Here is a 2,681-nt window from a genome sequence, read left to right as displayed (position 1 = left end):
GCCTACGATTGGGACCGGCACGCCCTGCGCTACCACGCCCTGCTGCGCGCCCTCGGGGCGGCCGAGGCGCCGTCGAGCCATCCGCGCCAGCTCCTGATCTGCGACATCGACAACACCCTGGTCGGGTGCGACGCCGGCCTCACCGCGTTCCGCCTCTGGCGCAGCGAGCAGGAGGGCCTCGCCTTCGGCGTCGCCACCGGGCGGTCGTTCCACAGCGCCATGGCGATCCTGGAGCAGCAGGCGAGCCCGCGCCCCCAGGTGATGATCACGTCGGTGGGGTCGGAGATCTACCATCTCGATGCCAACGGGGTGAGCTACACCGCCGACCGGGCGTGGCGGGACACGGTCTCCCGTGGCTGGAGCCGCGAGGACGTGCGGGCCGTGCTCGGGCAGGTTCCCGACCTCGTTCCGCAAGGCCCCCTGGAGCAGCGCCCGCACAAGCTCAGCTATTTCGGCGATGCCGCCACCGCCCGGCGCGTGCGGGGCAGGCTCGACGCCTCGGGCCTCGCCGCCTCCATCATCCACAGCCACGGCCGCTACCTCGACGTGCTGCCGCCCGCGGCCTCTAAGGGGACGGCGGTCGACCATGTCCGCGCGCTGTACGGCCTTACCGAGGGCGATGTGTTCGTGGCGGGCGATTCCGGCAACGACGTGGAGATGCTGCGGGTGCGGCGACAGGCGATCATCGTCGCCAACTTCTCCGACGACCTCGCCACCCATGCGGCGCTCGGCCATTCCTACGTCGCCCGCGCCTCGCATGCCCGCGGCGTCATCGAGGGCGTGGCGCATTTCCGGAAGATGCCCGTCCATGCCGGCTAGAGCGTGCTCGGTGAGCGTTCTCACCCTGGTCCGCCACCGGGACGGGCATCTGCGCAACCTGATGCGCGGGCTCGCCCGGCAGACGGTGGCGCCCCTGGAACTCGTGATCGCCTGGATGCAGCCGGAGCCGGCTCCCGACCTGCCGGATCCCGGCTGTCCCGTCCGGCACCTGCATGTACCAGGGGAGCCGATGCCGCTGGCCGCCGCCCGCAACCGCGCCGCCGAGGCGGCGCAGGGCTCGCGCCTGATCTTCCTCGACGTGGATTGCATCCCCGGGCCGGGTCTGGTGGCGGCCTATGCCGGAGCCGAGGCCGAGGCGCTGCTGCTGGGCGAAGTGCTCTACCTGCCCGAGGGCGCAGTGGGGGCCAGCCTCGATTGCGAGGCACTCGACCGTGCCGGGCGGGTGCATCCGGCCAAGCCCCCGATCCCGGAGACCGGACTGCGCCCGGAGCCCGAGGCGCGGGAGCTCTGGGGCCTGTCCTTCGCCCTCCCGGCCTCGGCCTACCGCAGCGTCGGCGGCATGGACGAGGGCTTCTCGGGCTATGGCGGCGAGGAAACCGATTTCGCCCTGCGCCTCGCGGCCTCCGGCCTGCCGACCTTCTGGATCGCGGGCGCGCGGGCCTACCACCAGCATCACCCGGTCCACGTGCCGCCCCTGCCGCATTTCGAGTCGATCCTGCGCAACGCCACCCGCTTCCATGGCCGGCACGGCAGCTGGTGCATGGAATACTGGCTCGGCCAGTTCCGCGATGCCGGCCTCATCGCCTGGGACGCGCAGGCCACCTCCATCCGGCGCCTGCGCACCCCCGACCCCGCCGAGATCGCCGCCGCCCGGCAGCCCGGCACGCGCCTGTTCTCCTGACCCCGACCCGAGTCCCATGACGAAACCCATCGCCTTCTTCGTCCACCACCAGGGGCGCGGACACGCCAACCGCACCCGCGCCGTGGTGGCCGAGTTTTCCGCCACGCGGCCGGTCTCCGTCCTCACCGCCGATCCGAGCCTGTTCGACGGGTTCTCCCGCGACATCGAGATCGTCGCCCTGCCCGACATGATCGGCGCCAGGGTGCCCACCGCGCGCCTGTTCGCCGAGCCGACGCCCCGCGTGATGCATTGCGTGCCGCTGGGCGTGAGGGAGACGCGCCGGACCATGCGCACCATCCTCGACCATCTCGACGACCGGGAGGTCGGGTTGTTCGTGGTGGACGTCTCGGCCGAGATCGCCCTGCTGGCGCGCGCGGCGAGCGTGCCGGCGGTCCAGATCCGCATGCACGGCGACCGCTCCGACATCGGCCATGTGGGCGCCTACGAGGCCTGTATCGGCATGCTCGCCCCCTTCGACGAGCGGCTGGAGCAGGACGATTACCCGGATTATCTGCGCGCCAGGACCTTCTACAGCGGCGGCCTCTGCACCAGCGTCGATCCGGTGCTCCCCCGCGCCGAGGCCCGCGCCCGCCTGCGGCTCGATCCCCACCGGGAGATCGTCGTCGCCGTGACCGGCGGCGGGGGCAGCGGCACGCCCTACGCGCCCCTCACCGTGGCGGCGCGCGCCGTGCCGGACGCCCTCTGGCTGACCCTGGGGCCGACCCACCGCGAGGGCCACGAGACCGATTTCGGCAACCTGCGCGAACTCGGCTGGGTGCCGTCCGTGACCGATTACCTCGCGGCCGCCGACATCGTCATCGCGTCCGCCGGCGACAACACGGTCCACGAGGTCGCGCGGGTGGGCGGGCGCCTCGTGGTGATGCCCGAATGGCGCTATTTCGGCGAGCAGACGCGCAAGGCCGAGGCCCTGGTGCGCCTCGGCGTCGCCGTGCAGGCCCCGCACTGGCCCGGCGACCTCCAGGGCTGGCGCGACCTCCTC

The 2,681-nt window shown here is 72.7% G+C and carries 3 protein-coding genes; all 3 read left to right on the top strand.

The window, feature by feature from the left end; translation table 11 throughout:
* On the top strand, nucleotides 1-819 hold an 819-nt coding region (locus FV220_RS24725; RefSeq protein ID WP_147833553.1), incomplete at its 5' end, for an HAD-IIB family hydrolase.
* Nucleotides 809-1,681: a galactosyltransferase-related protein gene (locus tag FV220_RS24720; protein WP_147833552.1), complete on the top strand. Its 873-nt coding sequence runs from the start codon at nucleotides 809-811 to the stop codon at nucleotides 1,679-1,681. The genes FV220_RS24725 and FV220_RS24720, both read left to right, overlap by 11 nt.
* Before the next feature lie 16 nt (nucleotides 1,682-1,697).
* On the top strand, nucleotides 1,698-2,681 hold a 984-nt coding region (locus FV220_RS24715; protein ID WP_147833551.1), incomplete at its 3' end, for a glycosyltransferase.

This window comes from Methylobacterium sp. WL19, from assembly GCF_008040005.1.
GTDB classification, from domain to species: domain Bacteria; phylum Pseudomonadota; class Alphaproteobacteria; order Rhizobiales; family Beijerinckiaceae; genus Methylobacterium; species Methylobacterium bullatum.
Note: the sequence above shows the minus strand (reverse complement) of the source record. Positions and strands in the feature narration are given on the sequence as shown.